Source organism: Oceanobacillus piezotolerans (genome assembly GCF_003665065.1).
Taxonomy (GTDB): Bacteria; Bacillota; Bacilli; order Bacillales; family Amphibacillaceae; genus Oceanobacillus; species Oceanobacillus piezotolerans.
On the sequence record NZ_RCHR01000001.1, the window covers coordinates 743,027 to 767,418 of the forward strand.

The 24,392-nt window shown below is 33.6% G+C and carries 31 protein-coding genes, 1 pseudogene and 1 riboswitch; of the genes and pseudogenes, 10 read left to right on the forward strand and 22 right to left on the reverse strand.

Features of this window, described 5'->3' with window-relative positions:
* Positions 1-189: 189 nt before the first annotated feature.
* The 6 genes from D8M04_RS03930 to D8M04_RS03955 all read right to left on the reverse strand — a co-directional run bounded on the left by D8M04_RS03930 (position 190) and on the right by D8M04_RS03955 (position 3,163).
* Positions 190-663, reverse strand: coding sequence for a GNAT family N-acetyltransferase (locus D8M04_RS03930; RefSeq protein WP_121521573.1), 474 nt, complete (start codon positions 661-663; stop codon positions 190-192).
* Between the two features lie 129 nt (positions 664-792).
* Positions 793-993: a hypothetical protein gene (locus D8M04_RS03935; RefSeq protein WP_121521574.1), complete on the reverse strand. Its 201-nt coding sequence runs from the start codon at positions 991-993 to the stop codon at positions 793-795.
* A 271-nt stretch (positions 994-1,264) separates the two neighbouring features.
* The gene (locus D8M04_RS03940; protein ID WP_121521575.1) at positions 1,265-1,726 is read right to left on the reverse strand and encodes a GNAT family N-acetyltransferase; all 462 of its coding nucleotides are present in this window, start codon (positions 1,724-1,726) and stop codon (positions 1,265-1,267) included.
* Positions 1,727-1,943: 217 nt separating this feature from the next.
* Positions 1,944-2,372 carry a DUF5412 family protein gene (locus D8M04_RS03945; RefSeq protein WP_158595076.1) on the reverse strand — a complete coding sequence of 143 codons (429 nt, stop codon included), beginning with the start codon at positions 2,370-2,372 and terminating at the stop codon, positions 1,944-1,946.
* Positions 2,373-2,546: 174 nt separating this feature from the next.
* Positions 2,547-2,735 carry a hypothetical protein gene (locus D8M04_RS03950; protein WP_121521577.1) on the reverse strand — a complete coding sequence of 63 codons (189 nt, stop codon included), beginning with the start codon at positions 2,733-2,735 and terminating at the stop codon, positions 2,547-2,549.
* 245 nt (positions 2,736-2,980) lie between these two features.
* Positions 2,981-3,163 (reverse strand): PspC domain-containing protein, encoded by a 183-nt coding sequence (locus D8M04_RS03955; RefSeq protein ID WP_246001103.1) that lies wholly within the window; start codon positions 3,161-3,163, stop codon positions 2,981-2,983.
* Positions 3,164-3,569: 406 nt separating this feature from the next.
* Here D8M04_RS03955 and D8M04_RS03960 point away from each other — a divergent pair, with 406 nt between their 5' ends.
* Both D8M04_RS03960 and D8M04_RS03965 read left to right on the forward strand, forming a co-directional pair.
* The gene (locus tag D8M04_RS03960) at positions 3,570-3,647 is read left to right on the forward strand and encodes a YjcZ family sporulation protein (RefSeq protein WP_246001118.1); all 78 of its coding nucleotides are present in this window, start codon (positions 3,570-3,572) and stop codon (positions 3,645-3,647) included.
* Between the two features lie 144 nt (positions 3,648-3,791).
* Positions 3,792-3,986 carry a hypothetical protein gene (locus D8M04_RS03965; RefSeq protein ID WP_121521579.1) on the forward strand — a complete coding sequence of 65 codons (195 nt, stop codon included), beginning with the start codon at positions 3,792-3,794 and terminating at the stop codon, positions 3,984-3,986.
* 227 nt (positions 3,987-4,213) lie between these two features.
* Here the strand turns inward: D8M04_RS03965 and D8M04_RS20120 are convergent, their stop codons facing one another.
* Complete coding sequence (locus D8M04_RS20120; RefSeq protein ID WP_187695400.1) at positions 4,214-4,372, reverse strand: hypothetical protein; 159 nt, start codon at positions 4,370-4,372, stop codon at positions 4,214-4,216.
* Positions 4,373-4,844: 472 nt separating this feature from the next.
* On the opposite strand from D8M04_RS20120, the gene D8M04_RS03970 reads away from it, so the two are divergent.
* The 4 genes from D8M04_RS03970 (at position 4,845) to D8M04_RS03985 (ending at position 10,123) form a co-directional block, all read left to right on the forward strand.
* Entirely contained in the window at positions 4,845-6,026 is a 1,182-nt protein-coding gene (locus D8M04_RS03970; protein ID WP_121521580.1) for a NupC/NupG family nucleoside CNT transporter, read from the forward strand.
* Positions 6,027-6,241: 215 nt separating this feature from the next.
* Positions 6,242-6,343: riboswitch (purine riboswitch) on the forward strand.
* Between the two features lie 130 nt (positions 6,344-6,473).
* Positions 6,474-7,667 carry a NupC/NupG family nucleoside CNT transporter gene (locus D8M04_RS03975; protein ID WP_121521581.1) on the forward strand — a complete coding sequence of 398 codons (1,194 nt, stop codon included), beginning with the start codon at positions 6,474-6,476 and terminating at the stop codon, positions 7,665-7,667.
* Positions 7,668-8,069: 402 nt separating this feature from the next.
* Positions 8,070-9,206: an ArgE/DapE family deacylase gene (locus D8M04_RS03980; protein ID WP_121521582.1), complete on the forward strand. Its 1,137-nt coding sequence runs from the start codon at positions 8,070-8,072 to the stop codon at positions 9,204-9,206.
* A gap of 776 nt (positions 9,207-9,982) precedes the next feature.
* Positions 9,983-10,123, forward strand: coding sequence for a YrzI family small protein (locus D8M04_RS03985; protein WP_121521583.1), 141 nt, complete (start codon positions 9,983-9,985; stop codon positions 10,121-10,123).
* Between the two features lie 373 nt (positions 10,124-10,496).
* Here D8M04_RS03985 and D8M04_RS03990 read toward each other — a convergent pair whose 3' ends face one another.
* From D8M04_RS03990 to D8M04_RS04020, 7 genes and pseudogenes are all read right to left on the reverse strand, one after another.
* Positions 10,497-10,946, reverse strand: a complete 450-nt coding sequence (locus D8M04_RS03990; protein WP_121521584.1) for an SgcJ/EcaC family oxidoreductase — start codon at positions 10,944-10,946, stop codon at positions 10,497-10,499.
* Positions 10,947-11,087: 141 nt separating this feature from the next.
* Positions 11,088-11,297: a hypothetical protein gene (locus D8M04_RS03995; protein ID WP_121521585.1), complete on the reverse strand. Its 210-nt coding sequence runs from the start codon at positions 11,295-11,297 to the stop codon at positions 11,088-11,090.
* A 111-nt stretch (positions 11,298-11,408) separates the two neighbouring features.
* Positions 11,409-11,924 carry a GNAT family N-acetyltransferase gene (locus D8M04_RS04000; RefSeq protein WP_121521586.1) on the reverse strand — a complete coding sequence of 172 codons (516 nt, stop codon included), beginning with the start codon at positions 11,922-11,924 and terminating at the stop codon, positions 11,409-11,411.
* Between the two features lie 136 nt (positions 11,925-12,060).
* Positions 12,061-12,302, reverse strand: a pseudogene (locus D8M04_RS20360) (IS3 family transposase); the annotation flags it as partial.
* A 43-nt stretch (positions 12,303-12,345) separates the two neighbouring features.
* Positions 12,346-12,912 carry a 2-phosphoglycerate kinase gene (locus D8M04_RS04010; RefSeq protein ID WP_121521587.1) on the reverse strand — a complete coding sequence of 189 codons (567 nt, stop codon included), beginning with the start codon at positions 12,910-12,912 and terminating at the stop codon, positions 12,346-12,348.
* Positions 12,913-13,157: 245 nt separating this feature from the next.
* Entirely contained in the window at positions 13,158-13,361 is a 204-nt protein-coding gene (locus D8M04_RS04015) for a hypothetical protein (protein WP_121521588.1), read from the reverse strand.
* Positions 13,362-13,477: 116 nt separating this feature from the next.
* Entirely contained in the window at positions 13,478-13,744 is a 267-nt protein-coding gene (locus D8M04_RS04020) for a YesK family protein (protein ID WP_121521589.1), read from the reverse strand.
* 288 nt (positions 13,745-14,032) lie between these two features.
* Here D8M04_RS04020 and D8M04_RS04025 point away from each other — a divergent pair, with 288 nt between their 5' ends.
* Entirely contained in the window at positions 14,033-14,947 is a 915-nt protein-coding gene (locus D8M04_RS04025) for a class I SAM-dependent methyltransferase (protein WP_121521590.1), read from the forward strand.
* A gap of 169 nt (positions 14,948-15,116) precedes the next feature.
* On the opposite strand, the gene D8M04_RS04030 is transcribed toward D8M04_RS04025, so the two are convergent.
* The 4 genes from D8M04_RS04030 to D8M04_RS04045 all read right to left on the reverse strand — a co-directional run bounded on the left by D8M04_RS04030 (position 15,117) and on the right by D8M04_RS04045 (position 18,036).
* On the reverse strand, positions 15,117-15,371 hold the full coding sequence (locus tag D8M04_RS04030) for a SunI/YnzG family protein (RefSeq protein ID WP_121521591.1): 255 nt from the start codon (positions 15,369-15,371) through the stop codon (positions 15,117-15,119).
* A gap of 147 nt (positions 15,372-15,518) precedes the next feature.
* Positions 15,519-16,484, reverse strand: a complete 966-nt coding sequence (locus tag D8M04_RS04035) for a quinone oxidoreductase family protein (protein WP_121521592.1) — start codon at positions 16,482-16,484, stop codon at positions 15,519-15,521.
* 253 nt (positions 16,485-16,737) lie between these two features.
* Positions 16,738-17,196: a DinB family protein gene (locus tag D8M04_RS04040; protein WP_121521593.1), complete on the reverse strand. Its 459-nt coding sequence runs from the start codon at positions 17,194-17,196 to the stop codon at positions 16,738-16,740.
* A 183-nt stretch (positions 17,197-17,379) separates the two neighbouring features.
* On the reverse strand, positions 17,380-18,036 hold the full coding sequence (locus tag D8M04_RS04045; protein WP_121521594.1) for a Type 1 glutamine amidotransferase-like domain-containing protein: 657 nt from the start codon (positions 18,034-18,036) through the stop codon (positions 17,380-17,382).
* Between the two features lie 815 nt (positions 18,037-18,851).
* On the opposite strand from D8M04_RS04045, the gene D8M04_RS04050 reads away from it, so the two are divergent.
* Positions 18,852-19,895, forward strand: coding sequence for an ATP synthase beta subunit C-terminal domain-containing protein (locus D8M04_RS04050; RefSeq protein WP_121521595.1), 1,044 nt, complete (start codon positions 18,852-18,854; stop codon positions 19,893-19,895).
* A 178-nt stretch (positions 19,896-20,073) separates the two neighbouring features.
* On the forward strand, positions 20,074-20,277 hold the full coding sequence (locus D8M04_RS19960; protein ID WP_121521596.1) for a hypothetical protein: 204 nt from the start codon (positions 20,074-20,076) through the stop codon (positions 20,275-20,277).
* A 299-nt stretch (positions 20,278-20,576) separates the two neighbouring features.
* Here the strand turns inward: D8M04_RS19960 and D8M04_RS04060 are convergent, their stop codons facing one another.
* The 4 genes from D8M04_RS04060 to D8M04_RS04075 form a co-directional block, all read right to left on the reverse strand.
* Positions 20,577-21,398 (reverse strand): TIM barrel protein, encoded by an 822-nt coding sequence (locus tag D8M04_RS04060; RefSeq protein ID WP_121521597.1) that lies wholly within the window; start codon positions 21,396-21,398, stop codon positions 20,577-20,579.
* A 77-nt stretch (positions 21,399-21,475) separates the two neighbouring features.
* The gene (locus D8M04_RS04065; protein WP_121521598.1) at positions 21,476-21,937 is read right to left on the reverse strand and encodes a GNAT family N-acetyltransferase; all 462 of its coding nucleotides are present in this window, start codon (positions 21,935-21,937) and stop codon (positions 21,476-21,478) included.
* A 99-nt stretch (positions 21,938-22,036) separates the two neighbouring features.
* Entirely contained in the window at positions 22,037-22,384 is a 348-nt protein-coding gene (locus D8M04_RS04070) for a hypothetical protein (protein ID WP_121521599.1), read from the reverse strand.
* Between the two features lie 120 nt (positions 22,385-22,504).
* Positions 22,505-23,485: a DUF2268 domain-containing putative Zn-dependent protease gene (locus D8M04_RS04075; RefSeq protein WP_121521600.1), complete on the reverse strand. Its 981-nt coding sequence runs from the start codon at positions 23,483-23,485 to the stop codon at positions 22,505-22,507.
* 265 nt (positions 23,486-23,750) lie between these two features.
* Between D8M04_RS04075 and D8M04_RS04080 the strand changes: the two genes are divergently transcribed.
* Entirely contained in the window at positions 23,751-24,371 is a 621-nt protein-coding gene (locus tag D8M04_RS04080; RefSeq protein WP_121521601.1) for an NAD(P)-dependent oxidoreductase, read from the forward strand.
* Positions 24,372-24,392 lie beyond the last annotated feature (21 nt).

Here is a 24,392-nt window from a genome sequence, read left to right on the forward strand (position 1 = left end):
TAACAGCTTCTATTAACTGGTTTCATATATATTAAATGTTTTTATGAAATGAGAACTAACCATTAGGATTATCCCTATTAAGATTGGTAGTAAAGAAAAAGAATAGAAGACTTCTGGAATTCGCTGATTGCCTATTAAACTCTTGCATCAGTTACTTAAACAACGTTTTATAGTTAATTGAATTACTAACTAAAAACTTAATTGCTTTTCAAAACTAAAGTATAATTTCCCTTCATAAATTCTCTCATTGAATTTAACAAAACCTAATGAGGACCAAAAATCCAGGGCTTTTTTGTTCGTAGAATGAACTGCTATTTGAATACAGTTTACCTGTTTGTCTTTCATTAATTCTTCATAAGTTATATATATGTTTTTGGCATAACCTAAACCTTGATGTTTTTTGTGTATTGCAAGCAAACTTAACCATGGCTTATTATGACGTGGGCTTGACATTCCGTAATCGAGAATTCCAATATATTCATCATCTTTTTTCACTAAATATCTCTCAATCTTTAATTCCTTAGCTTCTTTGTATATTTCTAAAATATCCTCATTCCTCAGCACTTGTTTACCATAGGCGATTTTATTATATTCCATATTTGAATTCATAATTTCTTTTTCAATGTATATTTTATCGATATCATTTTTTATTAAAGTAAACATTTATATTTACTATTCCTTTTCATTTTAAAACTCAGCTTATCAACTAACTGACTCTTAATAAAGAAGTTCAACAAAAAAGGCGGTTAATCCTTCTTGAATTAACGCGCCTTTTAGTTCAACAATCTATAATTAGGACCAAGTTATTAAAATACCAATGATAAAAATAAAACCAGAAACGAAATGTGTGTACGACATTATCTTGTTATTTGTTTGTAAATGGTAATCTCCAAACAGAAGTAACGCCAACCCAAAAAGTAAAATAGCAATATTGTAATTAAAAAATACGATTACAATTGAAATAATTGTAAGAATAAGTCCAATTAGTCTCATAAATTTACCCCTAAACTCAAATTAATTTCCAATTTATATAATACATACGGATTCAAGAAAATAAATACATTTCAAGATAAGCACTGATCCACTAGTCTTAGACTATCGCCACCATATAGTGAAAAAGGAGAATAGATTTATTAGCTGGTTTAGCAGGATCCATTTACCTTACTTTTCCTTTAAAATATGAACTCCTCTCTATCAAGAGGAGAAATAATACCGAATTATACTGACCCTATACAATCTAAGCCATTTTATTGATAAATCTACTTTAATTTAATTTTTTTAGGAGTTTTACATATTCACCATAATCGTCTTCACCAGTAAATAATACGTTATTAAATCCTTTCTTTTCATATAGATATCTTGCGTTTAAGTTATCTGTGTCAACGCCAAGTGCTATTTCTTCATATCCAAGTTGTTCAGCATAATCAATCAAATAATCAAGAATAATTCCTCCTATTCCACGATTGCGATATTCATCTTTGACTATCATTCGAGATAGGTAAATCCGTTTATTTGGAATAGTATAATCTGGGTCATTGTTTTTAAAAACTAAAGAACCTTCGCCTATAAATTCGTTATTTTTTAAATAAATAAAGGTGATTCTGTTTCCGCTTACTAATTCGTCATAAAACATCTTTGCCATTTCTGGTTTCTTGTCCATATCCCAAATATTACTGCACTTATTATAGTCTTCAAGATTTAATTTCATTATTTTATACGAATTCATAACTAATCCCTCTCTGAAATATAACAAAGCAACAAATTCAGTTGTTCCTCTAAACTGTCCCGTTAGCTCATTATCTCTATACCTGAATATAATACCATAATATTCTAAACGATTTACTCGTTTTCACATAAATAAAAGGCGACCAAATTCTATGATCACCTTGTTTAACTATTGCACCCGATATTTAAAAAAAGTAAAATTAGTCTTGATAACAGGTTTAATACTCACTTTTCATTACCCAACTCTCACAAGCTCGTCCACTTTCATCATAAATTTCTTTCCCAATCTCTAACTCTATATTTCTACCAGAGTCAGGATATTCAGGACCTTCGTCATTTCTTATATAGATGGTATTATCATTTACCCACTGCATAGAAAAGTTGCTTTTCCCATCGCTATAATATATTGTTTTAATTTCGTTACTCTCATTATTTGTGATCTCCACCCATATATTTGCTCCACCAGTCGCACCACCGTAATGTTTATAATAAGAATTAGCTGTATATTTTACTGTCGGAGAATCAGCAGGACCTTTGTAATATGTACCTTGACCAAGACGATCAAAAGTAAAGAAATACTTTTGATATCCAATTACCAATATAATTGCCATAATAATAAATATAAGTATTTTATTTCTCTTCCTCAAACAACCACCCTTAGTTATTCATTACTTCAATTTTTAAAGTCTTATTAAGCGTTCCATGTTCACTGAACTCGGCCTTTAACCAAAGTAACAATTACCTTTATTGAATAAACGCACCCGTTGGTGTAATAAGTACTTTAAATTAAAATAGCAACAACCTAATTGCATCTGGTTTTTTTAATTGTGATGTGACTTTCTGAGTAATTTTCCATTTGCAACAACTCCGATAAACCCAGTAATCGCGAAAACATATGCTACAAACAAAGATGTTGAATTAAGTGATTCAAAAAGTATTCTAAACACACCAAAAGCAAAAACAAGCCCACTACTTAAAAGTGTTATAATCATTCGAGTTTTATTTTTCACTTTTCACCCTCCCTAACTCTATCCCCTTCATAATAATAACATAATATTCATAATACAATTTAAAGAAAAAGATGACTCCCTTGTTCAACTTTTGCACCTGTTCGCACCATAGGAACTTTATCTTAAAGACGCATTCCTCTTTCTATAATAAGTTCAATAAGAAAGGTGGTTAATCCCTTTAGGATTAACATACTCGTAAGCTGAATTAAAATCTATTACTCCTGCACCTAATACTCAAATAAGTTTTATAGAGATATTTCATCTTTTATTGACCAAGCAAGGAATACATAAACCCAAAATGAGACTGGATTTGTAAAAATGAATATTAGTCTGACAACAAATGAGGATATTCCAAAAAATTCAGCTAAACCTCCGCATACTCCCGTTAACGCTTTGTCCGTTAAAGACTTTCTCAATTTGTTATTCAATGTGAATCCCCCTTTTTGATATCTGAATAATACCATAATTACCATATATTTTTTTCCAGGATAAAAGGCAATTGTATATGATCAAATTGTTTAATACTTGCGTCCTGTAGTTTTAGTACATTTGTTCACAAACCTCTAGCATTTATCAATATTGTTAGTATTATTATGCCACTGCTTAATTATCGTACATTATCTTTATAATAATATGTCTCCTTTATCAGTCCTATTTAACATAAAAAACATTTGGAATCTATGAGACAAGTGATGATTTTTCTATCATTTTTATGCTAAAAACCATTCAAATTCTTCTAAATTACATAATGTAAATATATAAGGGATTGCTCATGAAGGATCCTCTAGTTAACAGAAGGTGATAAATATGTCAGATTATGGACTTGGAATGGGGATGGGATTTGCTTTAATTGTAGTCTTATTTATTCTGCTTATAATCATTGGAACTTCTTATTCTGGAGGCGGTTATTAATTAATCCTATTATATAAATTACAACCTTCATACTTAAAAAACTATCATTGCAGAAGCTTCTATCTGGTCAAAATGAGTGAACATTCTCTTTAGAAGGACAGGTAATTAAATCCTTTTGTTAAACCCAAAAAGGGAGGTGATAAAATGAACCCAATGATGAGATACCGAGGAGAACCGGTTGCGGTAAGAATGCGTGACGGAAGAGTATATCGGGGAGTAATTGGTGGAGATCCACCACCAGGAGGATTCTTCCTGATGTCCGGTTTCAGAAGAAGATTTGTGCCTTTTGCAGCAGTCATTTTCGTATTTTCATTTAGATTTAGAAGACGTATTTTCTAAATCCCCTCAAAAATCCCTTCTTAAGGTATTCCACCCGAAAGGTTAGAGTAAAACTTTAACTTTTCGGGTGCATCATCATTAATCATGTTACAATTGCTTTTTTATGTTCCTTTTTAATATCAGTATTTCTGTAAACACATAAAACTGTATTACTGGTTTTGGTTTCACAGTAATTATTCTTATACTACAATCCAAAAATTCGTCAATAAACCATTAATAGTGAAATTTTAATCTCGCATTTTTCCTGCCTCTCTCGATGTCATTGCCCCCTGCCCTGCGCTTACATCTTTTTGAATTTCCTGCTTTACTTTATTAACATCAGTTCCGGCAAAACCGGGTTTCGTACTCCTATTCAAAGATTTTTTCGTTTGTTTATTTTGCTGCATGAGCAAATCCTCCTTCATTTATGGTTTAGCAAACTTATTATTAACAAAAGAGCACTGAGTATAAGTAATATAATTTGAGTCAGGCAGAAAAATAAACTTTCAACTAAAACTAACCGATCTGCCTTTTATAATTTCTTCTTAAGAGATCACTGTGATGGATAATCTAGTGAGGTTAATTTTGCTCTTTATTCCTATAATACCTAAGACATGATAATAAAAATAATTTACTTTGTTGGTCTTATAAAATTAATCCTGTTTGGTCTCTATAGCTAAAAATTTAATTTCAATATACTAGAATATATGATAAACTTCACAATGTGTGTTTTTTACTTGAAGAAACGATGACCGGTTTTATTTATAAAATATGGGCAAAATATCCACTCAAATCATTAATAATAGAAGTTGTTATTCTGCCGTATTTAACTAGAGTAGGAACGTACATATATTGTTTAAATTCATCAGGAGGTTACATATGAAATTTGTTATTTCTATTTTAGGTATTGTTGTTGTATTGCTTTTGGCTTGGTTGGCAAGTTCCAATCGGAAAAAGATAAAATTTAAACCCATTATAACGATGATTGTCATTCAAATTATTTCATCATTGTTACTGTTAAATACAGAATATGGACTCATCATCATCACTGGTATTTCTGCATTTTTTGGCATACTGCTCGAGTATGCAAACGAAGGCGTTTCCTTTGTATTTGGCGGCATGGCGAACGAGGGAGAAGCTCCATTCTTTTTAACTGTATTACTGCCAATCGTTTTTATTTCTGTTTTAATTGGAATTCTACAACATTTGAAGATTTTACCTTTCTTTATGAGGGGTATTGGTTTCTTATTAAGTAAAGTAAACGGGATGGGTAAGCTTGAATCATACAATGCGGTTGCATCTTTGATGGTCGGACAATCAGAGGTTTTTATCACGTTAAAAAAACAACTCGCTCTGATTCCAAAACAACGTATGTATACTCTATGTGCTTCGGCGATGTCGACTGTATCAATATCCATAGTCGGTGCTTATATGACGATGCTAGAGCCGAAATATGTTGTCACAGCTCTAGTTTTAAATTTATTTGGCGGTTTTATCATTGCATCTATTATTAATCCATACGAGGTAGAACCAAGCGAAGATATATTAGAAATACAAGAGTCGGAAAAGCAATCCTTTTTTGAAATGCTCGGCGAGTATATCCTTGACGGTTTTAAGGTTGCTGTTATCGTTGGTGCCATGCTGATTGGTTTTATTGCTTTAATGGCAGCAATCAATCAGTTGTTTGAGCTTTTGTTTAACATTTCCTTCCAACAACTTTTAGGTTATCTCTTTGCTCCCATTGCCATCATTATGGGGATTCCCTTATCAGAGGCTGTTAGTGCCGGGGGAATAATGGCGACTAAAATGGTGACCAATGAATTTGTGGCGATGTTGGATTTATCCGGAGGCAGCCATCACTTTAGTGAACGTACAATGGGAATTCTTTCTGTATTTCTGGTTTCCTTTGCCAACTTCTCTTCTATTGGTATTATTACCGGAGCAGTCAAAAGTTTGAATGAAAAGCAAGGGAATGTCGTAGCACGTTTTGGCTTGAAACTGTTATATGGCGCCACACTTGTAAGTATACTTTCAGGGATTATCGTTAGTTTGATTTTATAGAGTTTGCTGGAGATCCATATGTATTGGTGGTGGTAGCGTGAACTGCACCTCCAATTATTATTTGTGTTTAGCAATACCGATCGTCTTGAGATTATATCAGTAAACAAGCCTTATTTGAAAATAGAACTGTTGATTACTTTTATATTAAAAAATTTAGTTTTTTTTTACTTTTTATTTGTCTATTGTATAATCGGAAAACCTCTGTTAAAATTCAAAAATCAACTTCATACGATCCTTATATATCTATGGGAATATGGTCCATAAGTTTCTACCTGGCAGCCGTAAAATGTCGGACTATAAGGAAAGTTAGAGTGCGACACGTGACATGTGTACCTTCGTGCATTCTCTTCTTTCTTTATAGATGGAGAGGTGCACTTTTTTATTATCATAAAAGATCAGATTTCTGACGGTAATAAGGGTCGGTGAAGCTATTATCAGGAGGTTATTATGAATATTTTATTTGGTTTTTTATCCCTTGTGGGTTTACTATTTATAGCTTGGCTTCTAAGCAAAAATAAAAAGGCTATCAAATGGCGTACGATTATAATAGGTGTGGTATTAGAAGGGATTTTCGTTTACTTCATGCTCAATGTCCCCCTTGGTCGCTTTCTTCTTACAAGTGCTGCTCAAGGTGTACAGAACGTCCTTGACTATAGCCAAGCAGGCATTGATTTCTTATTTGGTGGCTTTTTTGCAGAAGGCACGAATGTAGGATTTGTTTTTGCGATTCAGGTCTTATCTGTTATTATTTTTATCTCTGCATTGGTCTCAGCTTTGTATTATTTACGAATCATCCCTTTCGTTGTGCGTATACTCGGTTGGGCTGTTGGTAAAGTGTTTGGGACAACTCGTGTTGAATCTTTTAATACAGTTGCCAACACCATGTTAGGCGTTGTCGAATCCCCGTTACTTATTAAGCCTTATCTTGCAAAACTTACACGTTCGGAACTATTCACTGTTATGGTTGGGGGCACAGCTTCAGCAAGTGGTGCGATTCTATTGTCTTATGCTCAAATGGGTATTGATATTAAGTATCTACTTATCTCTGTTTTCTCCGTACCATTTGTCGCTATTGTAATGTCTAAAATCATGGAACCTGAAACAGAAGTATCTGTGACGAATGAAGATGTCGAAATGGAAGAAGCAGGACATACGAATATTTTTGAAGCCATTTCTGAAGGAGCTGTGAGCGGAGTAAAACTTGCTGCTAATATTGGTGGTTTGCTTATTGCTTTTATTAGTTTATTAGCTCTCGTAAACGGTATACTAAGTATCTTTGGAACAGATCTGGCTACCATATTTGGTTATGTTTTCTTTCCTTTTGCTCTACTTGTTGGGATTCCTATGGAAGATGCTTTCCGAGCAGCATCAATTATTGGAACAAAGCTTGCAGCCAATGAACTGATTGCATTCCAGGAGGTACTCAATTTCCAAGAGGAATTTAAGCCACAAACGGTTGCAATTTTAACCGTTGCACTGTGTAATTTCGCGAACCTCTCTTCTATTGGGCAATTAATTGTTGGTCTTGGTTCCTTAGCGCCTTCAAAGAAAAAACTAATTGCTTCTCTAAGCTTTAAAGCTATTATAGCTGGTACCTTGGCAAGCTTTATTACAGCTATTTTTGTAAGTATGTTCATTTAAGGAAACTAGAAGGAACCGTTAACTAAAACTTAAACAAAGCCTTTTAAAAACTATCCTTCTTCCAATCTATAGGATAACGAGGGATAGTTTTTTTCTTTACTGGAGTACCCTTTTTAAAATTTGTTTTTTTTTAGGATTTTCGAATGTAAACTTCCATGATAGGCTTTTTTCTAAAATCGTCCCGTTTATCTCTACTAGTATTATAGTAATTTGAATTTCATATTTCATTACGAACCTCGTTTTCGAACTTCCCACCAAGGGTAAGGACATAGTATATGATACCTATAAATACTCAAGGTTCCAGAGAATCCTTAAGAGACTAACTTATTAATGGATTTTTGGATAAAATACAATTGTAGTCTTACCTGAGGGTATACGGATAACATTATGGAGGGATTTAGTATGAAACATTTTACAGAGGAAGAAAAGATCAAGATTTTATCTGATATGATTGCTATTAAATCTGTAAACGAAAACGAAATCGAAGTGGCAAATTACTTAAAAGATTTATTTGCTGAATACGGCATTGAATCTAAAATTGTTCCAGTTACAGACACTCGTGTTAACTTAGTGGCTGAAATTGGAAGCGGCAGTCACGTCATTGGTGTTTCTGGTCATATGGATGTCGTCTCTCCTGGTGATGAAAGCGAGTGGACCTCAGATCCATTCACATTGACAGAAAGAGACGGAAAATTATACGGACGTGGAACAAATGACATGAAAGCAGGATTATTAAATCTTGCCCTAGTGATGATTGAACTCAAAGAAAATAATGAACTCAAAAATGGTACTGTCCGCTTTATGGCAACGACTGGTGAAGAAGTCGGTGGCGCAGGTTCAAAAAAATTATATGAAGAAGGCTATATGGATGACGTAGATTATCTATGGGTAGCGGAACCTTCTCATGACACGATTATTTACTCTCACAAAGGATCACTTAACTCTATAGGTGAAGCAGCACACAGTTCTATGCCTAGCCAAGGTTATAACGCGATTAATCCATTGATGGAATACCTCTTAGAATTAGACGAAAAATTAAATGGTGATGATCGCAAAAATGAAGTTCTGGATAAATTGGTTATGAGTACCACTATTTTTAATGCAGGGAACCAAGTAAACTCCATTCCAGAAAAAGCTGTAGCTGAAATAAACGTGCGTACAATTCCAGAATTTGATAACGATGAAGTGATTGACTTATTCAAAACAACAGCTGAAAAATACAATAAAGAAGGCTCTCATATTGATGTTGAAGTGACCATGACATTACCAAGTGTGTTCACTTCTGGACAGTCTGAAATGGTTGATCTTGCTAAGGAACTCGGAAAAAAATACTTAGACTTGGAAATTTCTGTTAAAGGGTCGCCAGGGGTAACGGATGCATCCAACTTGTTAAGAGGGAAAGATGAGAACTTTCCATTCATGATGTTTGGTCCAGGCGAAACAAAAATGGCACACAAAACAGATGAATATGTCTACAAAGATTACTACTTTGCATTCTTCGATATCTATAAAGAATTAATTTTAGGTTTATCTAAATAAAAAAAGATTTTACAAGAGGTGACTACCATTTTCGTAGTCACCTCTTTTCTTTATTACTCTTGTACTGTTTGATTACATTAATTCAATAGTACAATCGTTCCCCCAGCCATAGCGAGAAAAATGATTTTCTTCCAGAAATGAGAAAGAGCATCTGCAGTCACTCCTATAATTCAGGCATTCCACGGCTTTCACCTTATCATCTTACATCCACTAAACAATAAATAACCAAAAGTCAAATATCGTTGATGTTAGCACTATTCCTAGATACTATATGTATTTCCGTGTGGATTTATCGGATATACCTTTGTCCACGTTGTTCGGTACATAGATGGTACTATAAATTGCGAGGTTTCGTCGCATAGTTCAAAAATTTTGTAGCCTTTTTTCTTCCCTACTCCCTGATACTTAATTTCTGCATCAAACTCCATACAGCCAGTCTTTATAAAAATTTGGAAAATTAGGCAAAAACTGTTTACGAATGATTAAAAAATGAATATAATTACCTCATGGATTAAAAAATTCTTAAGGAGGTCGAATGAAATGATCGTAATTGTTAGCTTAATGTCACATGTAGCATCTACAACTTCACTAAAATTTAAAATGACGCATTCGACCAGATCGGAAGGGATCGCTTAAGATTTTTTTATGTAATTAAGCATACCCATACCGCAGGGAGAAGCGTGCCCTGCGGTATTTTTGTGCCTTTTTTCACTGCAGGGAGGAGTCTCTCTGCGGTTTTTTTGCATTTTATGGGTAATTTGAGGAGGTGATTTGGAATGAGGTTAAACATTTTTTTTCTCACAATAACGATTACAAAACGTGAGAATACACTTGAGGAAGCACTTCATAATGAAAATGTTGAAAGAATTTTTGAAGAGAGCCGAAGAAGAGCAGACTATTATAATCGTCAATACTAATTTTCTTAATTTAAAAACATGAAAGGTGTGAATGAAAATGATTTATATGATTCAAGGACGTCAGGCAGTTTTATGGGTGGAGAAAGACACCACCTAACAGTCTAAAATAATATAAAGAGAAGTTATTAATTCAGATTAGCATGCCGTTTTAACTTAGGACCGCTCACTTCAACAGTTAATTTGTACTAATTTAAAGCGGTATTTGCACACACAAACTGATTATGATATAGTGTCAGGAAATCTTAACAGAAAAGCCTAATTCCTCGGTATTAGATTTGAGAAATTAGGCTTTTTATATGTTTCATTCAAGCACCAGTTAATTCACAATCCTATGTTATGTAATTATGTTATTCAAAAGTCACTCGATGTTTAGTTACTTGAGCAATTGCCTTAATTCTTCAGTCATTTCCTCAACTAATTCGGGTCTTCCATGAAACTGCGCAGGGGTATTTTGAAATAGTTCAATACTCCAGCCATAGTTCTTTTTCACGGCAACTAGAGTTTGATGGGCATTTACTGAAGGTTCAATATCTGATTTTCCAGGCGGAACCATCCCTGCAATAGCGTGTAATATTGCAGCATCAGATCCCAGTGGCCTTATATCCTTAACTTTGGTCACAAAAGGAGCAGTAGGATGGTCCGCAAAGATGGGTTTGAGGTGCGATAAAATGTCCTCCTGACCAATTAACTTACTACCATCAAATCCAATCTGGACGCCGTGTTCTGCAAATAGTTCCGACATTCCTTGTGCATCACGTCTATTCCATGCATCAATTAGTGTTTGATAAAGATTTTGAATTTCATTTTGAAATGAATCTTTCATAATCTATTCCTCCTTAATATGTGTGCAGTCCCTTCACAATATTATCTAAGTTTACCACAAACGTCTTCTATATTTACCTTAACATTAGGTTTATAGTTCTTCTGCATTTAATAAAATACCCCGTTTCCTGAACCAAATTACTTAATTGTACTTCTCTTTGGATTTTGATATAAGATAAATTAATGATCCCCCAAAAACTAATCCTCCAGCAGCTATACCTAAGTAAACAGCAGAATATGATAGTATTTCAATGTCGTTCCCCAAAATATAATCTTTAATAATAAATAGGATTGTAATTATGGTTGGAAATACTAGAGTCCAAAATAACATAATTTTTGGCCCTTTTTGCACAGTCTCCCCCCTTTTTTTACGCTTATTCCACTATCCTTCCCCTTTAGTAAAAAATCTTCTACATAAAATAGCGTAAATCCTTCTTGAATTAAAGCACCATTAGTTAAGAAGCTAATAACTCCACTCTTCTTCTAAGATGGCGTAATAATACTCATCCCACCATTCATTACCCTGAGGTATACATTTCTTAAAATAGCCTTCCCTCCTCATTCCTATCTTCTCCATTACCCGATAAGAAGCTGTATTTTCTGGCTGACAAGTTGCTATAATTCTATGTATCTTAAACTCCTCAAATCCACACTTTAATATAGAATGTGCAGCTTCAGATGCATAGCCTTTATTATAATATTTAGGATTGAATACCCAGCCAATTTCATATGTATGTTCACCAAAGTACTTATGAAAAACAATGTGTCCAATGAGAATATTTTCATCTTTTAATCTAACAGCAAATTTCTCTGGGTTATCGCCGGTATTTTTATCAATAAACTCTTTTGCTTTATCTTCAGTAAAAACATCTTCTGGTATATATTTCATTACCTTGTCATTTGAAGTATATTCTAGTAACGCTTGCCAATCATTTAGTTGAAATTTTTGTATTAGCAACCTATTACTTTCTAAGTACATATAGATTCCCCCATAAAAAAAGTCAATTACCTTATTTTTCTTTGTAGTAGTTATCTTTTCCCTGTTACACCAATCTACCCCTTTAGTAAAAAAGACCATCGTACTGTCCTGAACCCCAAAAGGTAGACTTAAGTATTTAAACAGCTAGTTCACTGGTATAAAGACGATATTCAACCGGACTCATACCAGACAACTTTGCTTTTATACGTTTGTTGTTATAGTAAAAAATATAATCACTTACTGCTTACTTAAGCTCTTCTCCATTGGTGAATTATCCAAGCAATTTCCTTTTCTGGACTTACTTTGAAATATATCATTATCTTTAAGTTACTTCACATATTGTTTCATTTGGTAGACCTAACCTTGATCAGAGTGTATGGTTTTTCGTAAATGTTACTTCACTATAATTGAGATTCCCAATTTATAAAGGAGCGATTCTCTGTTTTTCAGCCTCTATAAAGTTATATACATTCAATATTTCTTTGTCATAGTCGTTATCTATTTCAAAATACTTAACACCTGCTTGTAAACATTTTGTTTTAAATATTTTATGTTCCTTGATTAGTTCTTCGATTGTTCTTTCTTCTGGCCAACTCCGGAGTTCAACAGCATTCCTATATTTCACTATTTTGGTTTCAAAGTTTTCTTGAATATAATCCGTCGAAAAACCTAAGAATACTGGAATAATCTTTTCTGAATAATTGATGTCAAAGTCCTTTAGATAGTGGGGCAATATATAGCTTCCTTCAATAATAATATGTTGTTCATTCTCGATATTTGTCATAATGATCCCTTTTAATATTGGCCAGAGATGATCTCCAATGACTTCGGTACCGTCTAGTGGTGTGAATCCACAATTCTTATCTCCTCTGTACAAGCCCATTTTTAAATGATCTACAGAAAGAAAAGAAATATGATATTTTTCTAGTAACTTTTGAGCCATCAAGGTTTTCCCAGTTCCACTTACAGCACTTATTAAAATAACCATATATTGCTCCATTCTGATTTATTTGTTAGTTAACCGTTGATTATTGCACTAAACTTCTCTTTTAATATAATTAGTTCAACAAAAAAGGTGGTTAATCCTTCTTGGATTAACTCACCCGTTAGTTTAAGCACATCCTTCACAAGTTCAATAAATTTATGTAGATAAGCAATTCACCATTTAATAAACAATTCAGCTCTTTTCAGTTAATCGTAAAAATTCATTCACGTCTTTGAGAAAAAAAACAACTAAACGTTTTTCTTTCTAAAAAAATTAGAAATAACGAGTAGAATTACCCCTATTATGATTGATGGTAAGGCAAAAGGATAGAAGAATTCTGGAATATCTTCTGCCATCACACCGCTCTCACTAAAAAAAAATAATCCTGAAATAAAAAATAGAAAACCTAACCACCCAATTACCTTCCCAAACTTAGTATGTTTTTTCATCATATTTAGTCACCAACCCACTTCATTTCTACTAAATAAATTAAAAATAGAGAGCAATCATATTCTGATTCTCCTCTTCAACTCTTGCACCCGTTTGTTAAACAAATTACATTACATATTTATTTTTTAATAATCACTCCACTTATAGTTCCTACCCATATTCCGAGTAAACTACTAAATGTAACCAATCCTAATCCCATACCTTCCCAACCACCGACAACCTCTATGCTGTAAATAACAATTCCGACACAAACAAAACTCAATATGACAGAAATTAAAAATAAAGCTTTTCTAGAAATCTTACGAGATATAAAAAAGATGATAATGCCAACAACAATCCCAATGAGCAATATCGGTGACCATCCTTCTAACATTAAAGCATCCATTGTTGTTCTCCCTTTACTTATTTTTATCAAGCAATCTATAACATTCCTTGAAAGCTCTTGCCCTATTAATACATAACTTCAACGAAAATAAGCGATAATCCTTCTTGGCTTTTGCACCCGTTTGTTAAATTAGTACTTGAATAATTAACATCTTTCCTCAATAATACCGACACGCAAATAATTGACAAAATAATTTAATTGTGCTATAATTTACAATTATCTTTATATTGTATATAATAGGATTCTCCTGGCCAGGGGAATCTTATTTTTATTTGGGAGGAAAATGGTGTGAAACAAAATGAGTCCAGTTTAACTTCCTTAGTATCGGCTTTTGGTCGAGAATATCACAGTAAATATGACAACCCAAAAATTTTTGATGATTTTATTGCAAACAAACTAATTTCCGAAGAAGAGTTTTCAGCTATCAGCCAGAATATGGTTAACGGTATTCAGTTTTTCAACAGAGATATTGGGCGCAGATTTAAAAATGATCCAAATGAAATTTTAAAATGGATTACCCAAGTCCAGCTTTCCCCAACACCACTAGCACGCGCTGCCTATTGTGAAAAAGTAGTGCTTAATGAAATCAAGTTAGGAGTAAAACAGTATGTCATACTTGGAGCTGGTTTAGATACTTTCGTTTTCCGATACCCAGAATTTAAAAATAGATTAGAGATATTCGAAATTGATCATCCAGCTACACAAGAATTAAAAAAAATAAAGTTGGAGGATGCTAAACTTAATATCCCGGACCATCTTCATTTTGTTTCTATGGACTTTACTACTAAATTTTCTTATCAAGATTTAGCAGATGAAGGGTTTGATAACAAAAAAACATTCTTTAGCCTTTTGGGTGTTTCATATTATTTAACTAAAGAAGAAAATGTGGCCTTGATCAATCATTTATTTGCTAACGTTCCATCAGGTAGCTCTATTGTGTTTGACTATGCAGATGAAAACCTCTTTATAGAAAAAGGAATGTCTAATAGAGTGGAAAACATGGTAAAAATGGCTTCAGCAAGTGGTGAACCAATGAAATCGAATTTCACTTATAATGAAATTGAGAATTTATTAGAAAAATCCGGTTTACTAATTTATGAACACTTATCACCAACTACGATAAATGACCTTTTCTTTGCAAATAGGACGGATTATTTATCTGCATTCGAGACCATCCATTTTATTCACGCTGTAAAGAACTAATTTTGTAATTCAATAGCCTCTTAATCATTATGATGATTAAGAGGCTATTATTATTATATGAGCAAAGTATCAATTAATTTCTTTCATTAAACTAATCTGTCCCTTTAGTTCAATAACTTCTACAGAGCTTTTATCCTTGTAGAATTAAAGCCCCCGTTTGTTGAAGAAGTTAATTCATAAAAGAATGTATCTTCTCTTTCAATCCAGCATTATTTGTATAAATAATATAAGTTTCAGAATCTGTGTTTATTACTACTCTCTCTGTGTGCCCGTATGGAAGACCAATCCTAATTCCATTTTTAACTTTTCCAGCGTAAGTATCATCATTTAAAACTTCTATTATTTTGGAAAATGGTATCTCAATGTTACTTAATTGCCATTTAATATGTAATGCCTCATTCTTTTTAGTCACCTTTACTTCCATTCCTATCACCCCCATCTAGAATAATTCATACGGACATATACATAAAAAGTTTCATAGCTGCAAAAACCTCTCTAAAGACAATCTCTTTAATGTATTAAAGCATCCGTTAATTGAAGAAGATTGACTTATTATCCTAATAGCTTTGTTTTATATTTTAATCAAAACTTTTCCTTTATAATTACGGCTTTCAATTAATTTATGAGCCAATGCAGCATCGTTTAAATTAAACACTTGTGCGATAGGAATAGATACTTTGTTTAAAGCAAATAGTTCTATAACTTTTTCCGCAATAGGCCTTAATCGTGCTGGATTGAGTTCCCTAGTTGTACCCAAACTAAAACCTTTAATGTTCCTACAACTACTATGAACATCACTTGTTTTAATTGTACCTGCTTCACCACTGCTATTTCCAAATTGAACAAGAGTACCATAAAAAGCTAAGCAATCTAAACTCCTACTGGTCACTTCTCCAGCAACCGAATCGAAAATAACATTAGCCCCCAAATTATTAGTCTCCTTTAAAACCTTTTCAGTAAAAGTTTCGTAGGTACATACAACATCAGCACCTAACTTCTTAACATAGGATTCTTTATCCAAAGTACCGACAGTGCCAATAATTTTATGGACACCTGCTATTTTGGCTAATTGAATTAACATCGTACCTACTCCACCACCCGCACTATGAATAACTATGGTGTCCGATTTTTTTACTTGCCCAATTTCATGGAGTAGAATATAAGATAAAAATGAAACTGTTGGCATTGCTGCCGCTTGGTCAAATGGTAGACTGTCTGGAATTTTAAAAACTAACTTCTCATTTGCTACGACATACTCAGCATAGGATCCGTTTTTAGGAAAAGCAATTACCCGATCTCCCACTGAAAATGTTGAATTAGGAGATACCTCTTTTACAACCCCCGAAATATCAAGTCCAAGCATCAAAGGAAAAGTCCCTTTTCCCTTATTTCCTACACGCTTTTTAATATCTGCATAATTAACACTTGTGTATGATACTTTAATTAAAACCTCGTTATCACCAATAGTGGGTGTATCAACATCTGTATATGAGAGTACATTTACATCACCAAATTCATTTTGTATCACAGCTTTCAATTTTATATAACCTCCTTTTTTAACTTAACAAATATTTTATCACCTCATTAATTAAAAAAATTGAATAGATTTATCTATTCCTATAAGTAGTACTTATCAGTTATAAATAATCTCCTCCTATTCTTCAATACGGAAAAGCCGATTTCCTTCTTAAACTAGGCTGCTCAATTTGTAAAAAAAGATCGCCTTAAAGACGATTTCATTACATTATTAAAGCACCAGTTAATACAATGAGAATGAATAAAGCTCTTATTCACTTTAAAAGAACTTGCTTCATACTTTTAATTATCCCCATATGTAGATTTTCATGGTTCATATGAAAAACAACCATGTCTCCTAATGTTCTCATACCTAAAAAAGGCTCTTTTAGTGGCTCACCAAGATGTCCCTTACAAGTTTCTTCAATAAGAATAGGTTGCTCTTTCAGCTGTATTATTAACTTATCCATTGACGGAGGTTGTTCTGTCCAATTTTCTGGTTTACTCCCTCTCGGAAACATCAGGTGATAAGAGAGAGGCATTTGTCTCTCCTTACCTACAGCTGGAAACATAGTATTGTCCCAACCTACTAAAATATGACCAGCATTCCAGCGAATACTGTTATTATGGCCATGAGGAATTCGGTCGGCGACTTCCTCGGGAATTGTACGAAGAAATTCAACAGTCCATTTACGCCACATTTTCATTTGTTCAAATAATTGTTCTTCCCTCATAAATCTCATCCCCTTATCCCATAATATTCAGCATATTTAACACTCGCGCCTTATTGCAGCTGACCGTTCTGCACATCTATGCTTTCCGGAAAATCCTATTTTACCTAGTTCTCCTTCGCTATATGTAAAAAAGATGACTTGCATAAGAAATTAATTCAATTAAGCCATAGTGTTTTACTACAACTAGAGCGTTTCATCCAATTTCTGAATCTTTGAGTGGGAAATTAAGTAAACATCGCCTACAACATCGATTTTGTCTCCCTTTACACGCACAGCGCAATCTTTGTTCGATGCATAAATATTTATTTTTTCTGATAGGAGAGATAGTTCGCTTTGAACCTGTGCAATGTTATTTTCAAGATCAAAATGGGACAGGACGGAAAAGTTGTCAAGACCAATTCCGTCGTAAACAGAGCTCGTTTCAACTTGGTATCCAAAGTTTTTCGAGCATAACCATTTAACGGACATGTTGATTGCCCCAGCGCTTGCTCCCATCACAATAGCGCTGCTCTTTTTAATCGCTTCTGACAATTCATATTGCATCAAGAAGCTATTTTGTTTAATAGTATTCCCCCCCAACAAGAAAATGACTGAAGCATTTTGAATTATCGTTTGGGCATCTTCCTTCTGTACGCGATAATTAATTAAATGATATTTATCAAACATAATGCCCGCCTGGTCAAGCCACGAGCGTTCAGTAGCACCATCATCCTCATAAATAGATGGATTCGAGCTAATCATAGCAAGCGATTTTCTATCAGTTATATCCTCCTGTAATACCCTGCCCAGATTCTCTGGGAAAAAATGGTTAAACCAACCTAAATAATAGTGAGTTTTCATAAGTACCCCCATAGCAAATTGTAAATAACATTTATTCCTAGCGTCACTCATTCTGTTTTCTTGTCACCAACAATATACTCTCCAAATGGCCCGATTGTTGAAAAACAGTTAAACAACGCTCTTCAACTAAATTCCTCGTTTAGTAAGATATCTACCATATAAAATAGCGTTAATCCTTCTTAGATTAATAGGGTTATGTTATACTTTACTTCTTGGATAGATGATATCTAGCATTAGCAAAAAATATGGTTCCAAAAAGAAACAACAATCTATTAGCCAGCTTGCAATAGCTGAATATCACCATTAAATATAAATTCACTTGATAAGGTAACAAACACCATGATTGCCATTAACCAAATACAATCCTATTAAATGTTTCATTAGGTATATTACCCTCCTTCTACGACTAATTTACCGCCCTAAGTTTACCAAATAAAACCAAATTTTGTTATGCTAAACGGCCGTTAGTAATACCTTCTACACAAAATAGCGTTAATCCTTCTAGAACTAACACACCCTTTAGAATAGATCCAAAGGAATGAAGCTGAATAACTTTAATTTAAAATTACAACTGCTTTTTCTTCACTCTTGTGCTTAGAATGGTGAGGACGATATAGATTACGAAGGCAATTGAATTTATAAGCGTATCCGTTGCTAAAGAAATGATTAAAGTATATTTTTTAGACATAAATAATGCCTAAGAACCACCTTTATTACCTTTGAGAGTAATAAATTTTACTTTAGATAGTAATTTTTTATTGCTATTTAATACCATTTAATTTATTATATAGTTTGAGGAGGGAATTTTCAGAAAAATGGATGAGATAAGATTAAATGTAAGCTTATTACGCAGGAAAGTGCCAAATCTCACTAGTGCAGCCCGACAAGTTGGCTTGCGGCCAGCCACTGTTTCAAATCTCTGCACAGGAAAAATACCTATTGGAAGAGCAGAGGTTCGAACTTTAGTTGCACTTGCATCATTAGCCGATTGCAGTTTAGACAATCTGATAATCAGAGGGGAGAAAACGGAAATGATAGAAACCAAAATCAAAACATTGGATTTATTTGCTCCATTAGCAAAAGGAGGTACTGTTGGTTTGGTTGCACGCCCCGGCATGGGGCAACTCGTTGTATTAGCAGAAGTGCTCTACCGGTTGAAGATGGATGGGTATAAAACAATCTTTTTAATGCCCGAAGGTGAACACCAAGGCTTAATGGAACTTATTGAAAATGCTGAAATTATCACAAGCAATATTAAAGATTCCTATGAAAAAATGGCAACCCTTGGTGGAGACCAAGATATCATCTTCATTGCAGACAGAACCCACGTGATAACAGGAGATATCCAGAAACTACAGGATAATCTTGAAGGAATAGGAATTGATTCTGTTACAACATTTCTTGTTGATTTGACAGGGGAAGTTGTGGATGAAGATTTACCTTATGGACCACTGGAAACCTTGTGGCAATTTGATGCAGATCTTTCTGCAAGACATTGCTATCCGGCTGTTAATCCTCTTAGCTCAACATCAACTGTACTCGAAGGATCTCACCTAGATCAAGAACACTTTACCATTCAACAAAAAGCACTAAAACTACTCCGCAGATACCGGGAACTCCGTTCATTAGTGAGTGTTAGTGGGATTGATCGAATTGCAACATCCGAATTACAAACCTATCAAAGAGGTGAACGGTTAGAAGCTTATCTAACGCAACCTTTCTATGTTGCTGAGCCTCTTACTAAAAAACCAGGTCAAGCTGTAACCCTTCAAGAAACCTTGAGCGATGTAAACAAAATTCTAAACGGTGCCGTAGATTCTACAGAAGTATCAGAGCTAGAGTATATTGGTAAATTATAAAATCGACAATTGGGAAAGGGCTCTTCCCTTAGGTGGAGGATCCACAAATAAACTCCTAGTTTAACGTCATTGCACTTATTCTCAATCAAAATTTAGAACCGGTCTTAGAAATAAATTTAGGAGACACCGCCTTTTTCAAACACTAGAAAGTACGTGGGGTGTTAAGAAGCGAAAAGCATTGCGAGAACCTAGAAAGAGATTTAATGATGTCAAACCACATCAGATGCCTAAACATTTTGGTCATTCACTAATCGGACCTGTCTATATTAGGGATGCAAAGTCACATCAAACGTTAAAGAATGTTGATAGAGAAGTTAGCAGCCCCGCACTAGAATTTTCCTATGGAGAAATCAGTTTAGAACAATACCTAAAACTAGAATGATTACCATGGCATTTATCGTGCAGGAGCTTATGCATATACTACTATGGTGGTTGTTAGCTTACAATTACTCAAATTGTAAATTCCTTAAAGGAAATTGACACCTCTCTTCCCTTTGGTGCACTCAGATAAAATTATTGAAATCGCCCTCATTTCTAGAGAGCGATTTTTTTTGCTTTATTAAAGCACTCGTTATCTGAATAAAAAACCGTCGCTTTTACATTCTCTCAAATGAATTATATTAATGCCCTATTGAACTCTTGAACTATTAATTGAATAAAACGTTAATATCATGTATTTGATTAGCTTCCTATTATTTCTTTCACCCAAATAATTCCCTCATTTACAAATGTATCTGTTGGGTTTGTATGCGGTGTATGTTCAAAAACAAAAAACACATCTAGACTTGTCGACAGCTTATATATTAAATCTTTTACATTAAAATGTGAATTGTCTATTTCGTGTGACGGGTGAACAGGTATCCAAATGTATTTGTTATTTTGAAATTCCACGTTGTGTAAATGGACAACCTTTATATGATTCTTCCATTTTTCAATATAATTCATCACCTTATCCCCAGCCGCTAATAAATAATCCCCTATGTCAATACAAAGTTTTATTCCATACTTGTCCCATATTTCAATTGGAAAATTATCAAGGGCTCTAATCCCAAACACAGACCTGTTAAGGCCCAGTTTCGGCTCACACACAATGTCTATAGAATATTTTTCTTGTAGTAAATGTAATCTTTTTAATCCATTTTCAATTATTTCATTAGTATCTATATCTTTTTCTTCTTTAAAATTAGGAAAATGTACTAAAATATACTTAGCCCCTAACTCGGACATATATTGAGCTTCCGATTCAAATTGATCCCAAGCCTGCTCTGGCTCGTATTGAATCTTTTCCAACAGATCATATTTACTTTGATTTCTGTACAAAGGGGAGTGCAAACCAAATGTTACATTTTTCTTATTTAATAGTTCTAAAAAGTTATTTAAAGACTCTTCGCTTGGAAACTCCCCTATTTCAATATGATTTACATTTTTCTTCTTAAATAATAAAGGGAACTTTTCAGGTTCTGACATAATTACACTTCCAGAAAGTCCAATACAATGATGCATAATTTAAACTCCTTCCAAAAAAAGATTCTATAAATTAGAAACATAATACCACTCGAGTACGATAAATCTTGCACATGTTATAAATAGCCTCTCATCCTAATTACTTTCCCATCAACTTCTGTACCAATTTCTTCCATTCCATTCTTAAGATAAAACTTAATCGCAGCATAATTTGATGGAGAAACTCTTAGGTGATATTCACTAACTTTATTGTTCTCAAAAAATTCCTTCGCATAGTCGTGTAATTCTTTCCCTTTACCCTTTCCACGCTTTTTAGGTATTAGGTAATACAGATTTACATATCCAATTTCTTTTCCTTCGAATTCACGAATGGTTAATTCCAGTTGCCCAATATATTTACCGTCTTCTTCAACTAAGACAAAGCCTTTTGAAAAATCTTTTCCTTTTTCATCTAACCAATGCAGGTATTCCTCTTCGTTAAATCCCGAAGTATCTCCAAAACTAACTTTAAAAGAGTCTTTCCGAAATTCAACCACTTTATCTCGATGTTTCTTTATTTCAATTTCCTTGAATTTCACACTATCTCTCCTTATAAAGTCACTTCTTTAATAAAATTCTTGTTTTACAAAAGGTAACGTTTGTTTGAAGAAGTTAATTTATAAATGATAGTAAAGTATTTATTCAAAAATTACTATGAAGATTGCAACTAGGATAAGCATTGGTAATAAAATACTTTTCACTTTATTTTCCTTCCAAAAATCGACTGATATTGTAATTCCAGCTATAATCATGAGAGGGACCCCGATCAACTTCATAATCTCGAATGTCAGTAGATTTCCTAAAGAAGAAAGGAAATACCCTGTTACAAGGAAGCCGAAAGTTAAAATAAAATGTGCAGATTTAAATGTCTTTTTTACGTCATTTTTGTCATCTTTGCTCATTTTTAAATAGGCTATAAGCATCATGGTAAATGGGGTTCCCCACATAAACAGGAAAGTAACCAGTGAATCAATGTCTATATTCAAATAATCCCCCCAAACTAACTTATAGTTAAAGTATCCAATAGTTGAACAAAACAACTAGTCTCATATTCTTTATACAATCTTAACTCTTTAAGCCTTTCAACCTAACAAATTTTCCACTACTCATTTTATTAAATCACTATACTCACTAGCCTTAACTAACTCCTTCGCATCCATTTTTGTCCAGTCCAGAATTTTTGTATCAGGATTGTTTTGGATGAAGCTTTCTGTGATTTGATAGCCTATTTTGTAATCTGACCATCTGGGAATATCCTTAGCTGGATTTCCATAAGTAAAATTGTTGTAAATGTTCCTATCCGTTGATTCATAATTTGCAGCTAATTCTTCTAAAACATACTTTTCTTCTTCATCTGATAGAGTCTCTATCCAAGAGGCATTCTTTTCTGGATAAATAATACTAGCAAACGAATCTGCTTTCCCTTCAGTAAGGATGGAGTCTAATAAACTATAAATACTTTGTTCACCATTATACAAAAAGTTAACCGTATGATGATATTCGTGTGCTACTGTATACTTAAGAGTCTCTTCTGAAACGGAAGGATGAATATTAAGTAAGATGTTATTTCCAAAATACGCAAAACCACCTACCCCTTCCAAATTATCAATAGTAAACCAATCTTCAGGATTCACTGGAAAAATATAAATACTTGTATCTTCACCTGATAATTGTTCTGCAGATTTTGATAATGCCTCTTCTATCCATTTATTGATTTTTTCTTGATTTTGAAACAGTTCCTTCGTGTTTTTCTCTAGTTGCTCAACGTCTGTTGTCGGTGATAGAGGGTCTCCTATCTTTATATAATTAAGAGAGGATTCATCCTTAAAGGGTTTTAATACATATTCTGTATAGGTTTCCTCATTGTCCAATTCAGAGTTTTCCTTCATAAGCCCTGTGTATTCAAACACTTCTTCGTAAAAAGGTATAATTTCAAATTCCTGCCCATTGTGTGAAAATTGATATGTCGTTTGAGGAGATATATTGTCATTGTCCTCTACTTCTTTATTTTTTTCTTTTTCGTATGAGCAAGCCGTAATGAAAATTAAAAATGCAATTAAAATAGATAACTTAATTAAATGTCTCATTCATTTCCCTCCGTTCAGTAGTTCGACAAAAACGTGATTAATTCTTCTTCGATTTTCGCAACAGTTAGTGAAAAAAGCTTCTGACATTGTCAATGGCTCTTGTTTTAGCTTTGAAGTAAAACTTGGTCATTTACACCTTTACTTTTAAAATTGTGCCCTTTAATCAAATAACTAAGGTATGTACTCTATCATTCACTAATGTAAACCATTGAAAAGACAATAGATTACTTTTATAGTAAAGTAATTGTATAGGAGGCTCATTCTTATGAATATATTAGTTTTAGGATCAACTGGAAGAGTTGGGAGTCAAATAGTGACTTATGCTCTTCGTGATAGACATCATGTTACTGCATTCGTTCGAACTCCAGAGAAGATACAAATTAATGATGAAAATTTAACTATTTTTCAAGGTAATGTTTTAAATAAAGTTGATATTGTACGTGCAATGCATGGAATTGACGTAGTTATTAGTGCATTAAATACTGATGGGACAACCACTTTATCAGAAAGCATGCCAATAATTATTGAAGCAATGGAAAACAAAGGTATACAACGAATCATAACTGTAGGAACTGCAGGTATCCTGCAAAGTAGAACCACACCCAATTTACTGCGTTATCAGTCCAGTGAATCAAAGCGCAAATCGACCCGTGCTGCGAAAGAACATCATAAAGTTTACGAAATCCTTAAAGACTCGACACTCGACTGGACTATTGTTTGTCCTACGTATTTACCTGACGGAGAAAGAATTGGTAAATATCGCGTAGAACGTAATTATTTGCCAGAGAATGGGGCTAAAATTTCCGTACCAGATACAGCGGAATATACATATAACCAGATAATATCAAGCGATTATATTAAATCACGTGTAGGTATCGCCTACTAATAAAGTTCCTATGCTTTCTTC

Excerpts from the sequence above, each read along its gene's own strand:
- D8M04_RS03930 (WP_121521573.1), bottom strand. The coding sequence starts at position 663 with ATGTTTACTTTAATAAAAAATGATATCGATAAAATATACATTGAAAAA.
- D8M04_RS03935 (WP_121521574.1), bottom strand. The coding sequence starts at position 993 with ATGAGACTAATTGGACTTATTCTTACAATTATTTCAATTGTAATCGTA.
- D8M04_RS03940 (WP_121521575.1), bottom strand. The coding sequence starts at position 1,726 with ATGAATTCGTATAAAATAATGAAATTAAATCTTGAAGACTATAATAAG.
- D8M04_RS03960 (WP_246001118.1), top strand. The coding sequence starts at position 3,570 with ATGGGATTTGCTTTAATTGTAGTCTTATTTATTCTGCTTATAATCATT.
- D8M04_RS03965 (WP_121521579.1), top strand. The coding sequence starts at position 3,792 with ATGAACCCAATGATGAGATACCGAGGAGAACCGGTTGCGGTAAGAATG.
- D8M04_RS20120 (WP_187695400.1), bottom strand. The coding sequence starts at position 4,372 with ATGCAGCAAAATAAACAAACGAAAAAATCTTTGAATAGGAGTACGAAA.
- D8M04_RS03970 (WP_121521580.1), top strand. The coding sequence starts at position 4,845 with ATGAAATTTGTTATTTCTATTTTAGGTATTGTTGTTGTATTGCTTTTG.
- D8M04_RS03975 (WP_121521581.1), top strand. The coding sequence starts at position 6,474 with ATGAATATTTTATTTGGTTTTTTATCCCTTGTGGGTTTACTATTTATA.
- D8M04_RS03980 (WP_121521582.1), top strand. The coding sequence starts at position 8,070 with ATGAAACATTTTACAGAGGAAGAAAAGATCAAGATTTTATCTGATATG.
- D8M04_RS03985 (WP_121521583.1), top strand. The coding sequence starts at position 9,983 with ATGAGGTTAAACATTTTTTTTCTCACAATAACGATTACAAAACGTGAG.
- D8M04_RS03990 (WP_121521584.1), bottom strand. The coding sequence starts at position 10,946 with ATGAAAGATTCATTTCAAAATGAAATTCAAAATCTTTATCAAACACTA.
- D8M04_RS04000 (WP_121521586.1), bottom strand. The coding sequence starts at position 11,924 with ATGTACTTAGAAAGTAATAGGTTGCTAATACAAAAATTTCAACTAAAT.
- D8M04_RS04010 (WP_121521587.1), bottom strand. The coding sequence starts at position 12,912 with ATGGTTATTTTAATAAGTGCTGTAAGTGGAACTGGGAAAACCTTGATG.
- D8M04_RS04015 (WP_121521588.1), bottom strand. The coding sequence starts at position 13,361 with ATGATGAAAAAACATACTAAGTTTGGGAAGGTAATTGGGTGGTTAGGT.
- D8M04_RS04020 (WP_121521589.1), bottom strand. The coding sequence starts at position 13,744 with ATGGATGCTTTAATGTTAGAAGGATGGTCACCGATATTGCTCATTGGG.
- D8M04_RS04030 (WP_121521591.1), bottom strand. The coding sequence starts at position 15,371 with ATGGAAGTAAAGGTGACTAAAAAGAATGAGGCATTACATATTAAATGG.
- D8M04_RS04040 (WP_121521593.1), bottom strand. The coding sequence starts at position 17,196 with ATGAGGGAAGAACAATTATTTGAACAAATGAAAATGTGGCGTAAATGG.
- D8M04_RS04045 (WP_121521594.1), bottom strand. The coding sequence starts at position 18,036 with ATGAAAACTCACTATTATTTAGGTTGGTTTAACCATTTTTTCCCAGAG.
- D8M04_RS04050 (WP_121521595.1), top strand. The coding sequence starts at position 18,852 with ATGGATGAGATAAGATTAAATGTAAGCTTATTACGCAGGAAAGTGCCA.
- D8M04_RS04060 (WP_121521597.1), bottom strand. The coding sequence starts at position 21,398 with ATGCATCATTGTATTGGACTTTCTGGAAGTGTAATTATGTCAGAACCT.
- D8M04_RS04075 (WP_121521600.1), bottom strand. The coding sequence starts at position 23,485 with ATGAGACATTTAATTAAGTTATCTATTTTAATTGCATTTTTAATTTTC.
- D8M04_RS04080 (WP_121521601.1), top strand. The coding sequence starts at position 23,751 with ATGAATATATTAGTTTTAGGATCAACTGGAAGAGTTGGGAGTCAAATA.